This window comes from Limnohabitans sp. Rim28 (assembly GCF_000293865.2).
Lineage (GTDB): Bacteria > Pseudomonadota > Gammaproteobacteria > Burkholderiales > Burkholderiaceae_C > Limnohabitans_A.
Map to the genome: position 1 here is coordinate 1 of NZ_ALKN02000065.1, position 365 is coordinate 365.

General features: G+C 68.8%; 1 pseudogene. It reads left to right on the forward strand.

What is annotated here, in order from left to right:
- A pseudogene (locus B472_RS17195) lies at window positions 1-365 on the forward strand (hypothetical protein); the annotation flags it as partial.

Consider the following 365-nt stretch of genomic DNA (forward strand, 5'->3'; position numbering starts at 1 on the left):
CACCGGCGCAATTACTGGCGGTGGAGACCGCGCAAACCACCCTCACTGCCAAGGCGGCAGCGGCGACCACAGCAGCCAATGCAGTCAACGCGGCCGTGACGGCAGCCAACGACGCGGCAACAGCAGCAGGCGAGACCCCCACCGACTTGTCGACCATCACCAGCGCAGCGACAGCGGCCCTGTCTGACGCGGCCACCGTGAGCGCAGCCACCACGGCCAGCGAAGCGGCTACAGACGCTGAAGTGGCCAAGTGGGTGGCTCAGGCCAACGCAGCGGGCACCGCTTTGGGCACCGCGCAAACCGAACTGGATGCGGCGCAGACGGCGCTTGCCAACGCGCTGAGCGCCATGAGCGACCCGGCCACA